The following is a 4,786-nucleotide window of genomic DNA, read 5'->3' as shown; positions in this document are numbered from 1 at the left end:
GGGACGTTGTTTCCTTTGAGTCCTAACTCGACGAGTTAGGACTCAAAGGAAACAACGTCCCCTGGTATAAATAATGGAACTAATCGTAAGTCACGCAAATACGGATTTTGATTCGTTTGCAGCTATGGTCGCGGCCCAGAAAATCTATCCCGACGCTAAAATCGTGCTGGGCGGGGCGCAGAACCGCAACGTCAGGGATTTTTTGGCGCTGCATGACGACGTGATCGAAACCTATGATGTCAAATATATAGATAAAAAAACCGTTTCGCGGCTGATCGTTGTCGATACGAAAATCGGTCGGCGCCTCGGCGAGCTGCAGGACCTTGCGTATAAGCCGGGGGTTGAGGTATTCATCTTCGACCATCATCCACCGACATCTGAGGATGTGCCTATTGCCAGGGATTTCTCGGAGAAGGTGGGGGCGACAACCACCATTCTTGTCGACATTATCAGGGATAAAGGCATCCCGATAACCCCGTTCGAGGCAACGCTTTTTGCACTTGGGATACATGAAGATACCGGGTCGCTCACCTTTAAGACGACGACCTACGATGATGCGGATGCGCTCGCGTTTTTAATGGCCAACAAGGCCAACATCGATATGATATACCGGTTTCTAAACCCGGCGCTCAGCCCCGAGCAGCACCAGTTGTTCGACCGGCTGCTTCACGCCGCCAGCGTTATCGATATCCATGGGATTCCCGTGATACTCACGAAGGCTGTGGTGACCGAATATATCGAGGGTGGCTCGGTGGTAGTGCATAAGATCGCCGACATCGAAAACATCGAGGTGATATTCGCCGTTCTCTCCCAGGATGACCATGTCTATATCATCGGCAGGAGCCGTACCGATTTGGTCGATGTAGGGAAAATCCTTGAGGAGATGGGCGGGGGAGGCCACGCTCAGGCCGCTTCGGCGACGCTAAAAGATACCGACATAAACACAGTCGAGCAGCGTCTTATCCGGGAGCTTTCCGACCACATTAAGAAGCCCCCGGTTGCGCGGCAGATCATGTCGACGCCGGTGAGGACGGTCGGCGCCGATATTACCATACGCGAAGCGAACAAGCTGATGATCCGGTACGGATACAGTGGCCTACCGGTTGTTGAGGACGGCAAACTCGTTGGCCTAATCGGCAGGCGCGAGATCGATAAAGCCGCCCACCACGGCTTGAGCCATGCGCCGGTTAAGGGATTTATGATGCATCGTATCGAGCCGGTTTCGCCCGATACGCCGCTTCCCGATATCCAGAGGCTCTTAAGCGACGAGGATATCGGCCGCGTCCCGGTTGTTGAGGATGATAAGGTCATCGGTATTATCAGCCGCACCGATGTCTTAAAAGCGCTCGGCGGTATCGATTACTTTAACAGGTCGAAAACCATGCAGACGGCAAAGCCGCAATACAGCCGTGGCGAGATCGCCCAGAAGATAAAAACGCTGCTTCCGACGGATGTCCAGGTGTTTTTGCGCGAGGTGGGCGACCTGGCGGACGAGGCGGGGTATTCGGTGTATCTTGTTGGGGGAATCGTGCGCGATCTACTTCTTAACCATCGGAACCTGGATGTCGACATCGTCGTCGAGGGTGATGCGATAGAATTCGCAAAACTTGTGGCCGAAAAATCAGGCGCACGGATACGGGCGCACCACAAATTCGGCACCGCGGTGGTCATCGGGCCGCACGAGTTCAGGGTGGATTTCGCCTCGGCCCGTGCCGAGTTTTACGAACGACCCGCAGCCCTGCCCCAGGTCGAGCCGACATCCATTCGCCAGGACCTGGCGCGACGGGATTTTAGCATCAATGCAATGGCGGTAAGTCTCAACGCAAAAGATTACGGCAAGCTCCTAGATTTCTTTAACGGCCAGCGCGACCTTAAAAACGGGCGCATCAGGATTTTGCATAACCTTAGTTTTATCGAAGACCCGACACGCATCTTTAGGGGTGTTCGCTTCGAACAGCGCCTGGGGTTCAAGCTTGAATCGGGCACCGAGGAACTCCTGCGAAAAGCCGTCGATATGGACCCCATCGGCCATCTATCAGACTATAGAATACGTGACGAGCTAATGCTTATCCTCGCCGAAGACACCCCATTTAAGGTGCTAAAAAGGCTAAGTGACCTGGATGCGCTTAAAATCCTCGAGCCGAGTATCGTCGTCGATAACAGCCTCAAGTCATTATTTACCGGGATAGACGAAGCGGTCCGCGAACTCGACCATCACTTCGCGGCGGGCATCCAAAAACGCCTGATTTACCTGGCGGCTCTCCTGCGAGGGTTATCCGGGGAGGGGCCGGATGCATGGTGTGAACGGATGAAGCTGCGAAAGGCCGACAGGGCAAGGTTGACCGAAATGGTGCTCGAGGTGCCGCAAGCCGTAAAAGAGCTTGAGGCCGAGCTGAGGATGAAGAATAGCGCAATCTACAAGATTTTACACCCGCTCTCACCAGAAGCGCTGGTCTTTGCCTATGCCCTTGCCTTAAAACAGAAAGCGCAGAAACTAATTCACTATTATCTAACAAGCCTAAAAGGGGTACGGCTATCGGTGGATGGCCGTACCCTGCGAAAAATGGGATTTCCACCTTCGCCGATGTATAATATCGTGTTAAGAGAACTTCTCGCGGCCAAACTCGACGGAAAAGCCGAGACGCCTGAAGAGGAACTTAAATTCGTGGCCGAGCGTTTCGGTCACCTTACCGGGGAGTTGAACAACTAATTGGACTTTCAGGGAATAATTTACCTTCTAAGGATCCCCGCACTTCTTATCGCCGTTACGGTACACGAATTTATGCACGGCCAGGTTGCCTACATGTTCGGCGATACAACCGCAAAAGAAAAGGGGCGGCTCTCGCTCAACCCAATAAAGCACCTGGACCCACTTGGTACGATCAGCCTTATCGTTATCGGCTTCGGATGGGCGAAGCCCGTACCGGTAAACCCGTATCGTTTTAAAAATCCCGCAAGAGACATGGTGTTTGTCGGCATAGCCGGCCCTGCGGCCAACTTCATCGCAGCGTTTTTGCTGGCCAGGCTGTTTTATTTTCCGATGCCCGATGTTCTAAAGCTGTTACTCGAAGTAACGGTTCAAATTAACGTCATGCTCGGTATATTTAACCTGCTCCCGATCCCGCCGCTCGACGGCTCGAAGATAATCCCTTATTTTCTGCCGCGCCAGTGGCAGCAAAGCTGGTACCACTTCGAGCAGTACGGGATGCTGGTGCTCATTCTACTGCTCTTCATCGTCCCGGGATTCACCGGGGTGGTGCTGGGCGTACCGCTTCAGTTTATGTTGAAGTTGGTAATGTTCGGCATTCCGGTCTCATAGCGGGGAACAATAGCGCTTAACCTGATATAATGTATACCAATAGATTTTGATACCAATAGATTTTGCTTGCAAGGAGTTGGATGATTTTTGACTAAACGAGTGGTAAGCGGGCAGCGGCCTACCGGCAGGTTGCACCTTGGGCATTATTTTGGCACCTTACAAAACTGGGTGAGACTGCAGGACCAGTATCAGTGTCTCTTTTTTGTGGCCGATTGGCACGCCCTCACGACTAAATTCGATGATGTGGGCGGGATATCCGAGGATACTCGCGAGATGGTGATCGATTGGCTCGCGGTCGGGCTCGACCCCAAGAAATGTTTTATCTATAAACAATCCGATATCCCCGAGGTGGCGGAGCTTTTTGTGTACCTCACAATGATAACGCCGGTGTCGTGGCTCGAGCGGAACCCGACTTATAAAGAAATGCTCCGGGAGATAACATCGAAAGATATACAAACGGCTGGCTTTTTGAGCTATCCTGTTCTGCAGACAGCGGATATAATACTGCCAAAGGGAAACCTGGTGCCGGTGGGTGAAGACCAGCTTCCGCACCTTGAGCTGGGGAGAGAGATCGTTCGCAGATTTAACTTCCTGTACGGCGACTACTTCGACGAGCCGGAGGCGTTGTTATCCCCGGTAAAACGGCTCCTCGGAATCGATGGCAGGAAGATGAGCAAAAGCTATGGTAATTCGATCTTCCTCTCGGATGATCCCGATACGATAAGGGCGAAAGTAAACCAGATGATAACCGACCCGGCCAGGCAGAAAAAGACCGATCCGGGCAGCACGGAGGCCTGCATGGTGGTTTACCCGACGCACCACGTTTACTCGTCTAACGCCGAGCTGCAAGAAATCGAGACAAAGTGTCACGAGGCCGCATGGGGTTGCATGGCCTGCAAGCGTGAGCTGGCGGATAAGATCATAGACTCGCTGGCGGGCTTCAGAGAGCGCCGCGCCGAAATCGAAAAAGAGCCGGGAATCGTCAACGAGGTACTGCGCGAGGGTCTTCACCAGGTGCGCCCGATCTGCCGCAGCACGATTCACGATGTTAGAAGCAAGCTAAACATTTTCTCAGAAACAACGGTTGTTTAGGGTCCACATCGGTTGCATAGTGAAGTAATGAGATGGCAGCGTCCGCTAGATGTCATTCTGAAGGAGCAAATAGCGATTAATTGTCATTCTTATAGCAAACAGTGAACGGCGATTAGATGTCATTCTTATAGCAAACAGTGAACGGCGATTAATTGTCATTCTTATAGCAAACAGTGAACGGCGCTTAGTTGTCATCCTGAAGGAGTGATTAGCAATTGATTGTCATTCTGAAGGAGCAAAGCGACTGAAGAATCTTGGGTGCGGAAACCTTCTTTTTATGCAGGAGGGTCTAAGCTTAGATAACCTGAGTGAGACGGATGGTTTATATGCGGTTGATAGATTTGAAAGATTCTTCTTAGGAAGGTAGATTAAAGC

General features: G+C 52.0%; 3 protein-coding genes. All 3 read left to right on the top strand.

Features of this window, described 5'->3' with window-relative positions; genetic code table 11:
* The first annotated feature begins 73 nt into the window (after positions 1–73).
* Positions 74–2,710, top strand: a complete 2,637-nt coding sequence (locus tag COY37_RS10315) for a CBS domain-containing protein (RefSeq protein ID WP_286977488.1) — start codon at positions 74–76, stop codon at positions 2,708–2,710.
* Complete coding sequence (locus COY37_RS10310; protein WP_286677691.1) at positions 2,711–3,319, top strand: site-2 protease family protein; 609 nt, start codon at positions 2,711–2,713, stop codon at positions 3,317–3,319.
* Positions 3,320–3,406: 87 nt separating this feature from the next.
* Complete coding sequence (gene trpS, locus COY37_RS10305; protein ID WP_286677692.1) at positions 3,407–4,411, top strand: tryptophan--tRNA ligase; 1,005 nt, start codon at positions 3,407–3,409, stop codon at positions 4,409–4,411.
* Positions 4,412–4,786: the final 375 nt, after the last annotated feature.

It is taken from the genome of Candidatus Aquicultor secundus, assembly GCF_002791875.1.
GTDB classification, from domain to species: Bacteria; Actinomycetota; Aquicultoria; order Aquicultorales; family Aquicultoraceae; genus Aquicultor_A; species Aquicultor_A secundus.
Note: the sequence above shows the minus strand (reverse complement) of the source record. Positions and strands in the feature narration are given on the sequence as shown.

Coding starts and splice junctions, on each gene's coding strand:
- COY37_RS10315 (WP_286977488.1), top strand. CDS start 74: ATGGAACTAATCGTAAGTCACGCAAATACGGATTTTGATTCGTTTGCA.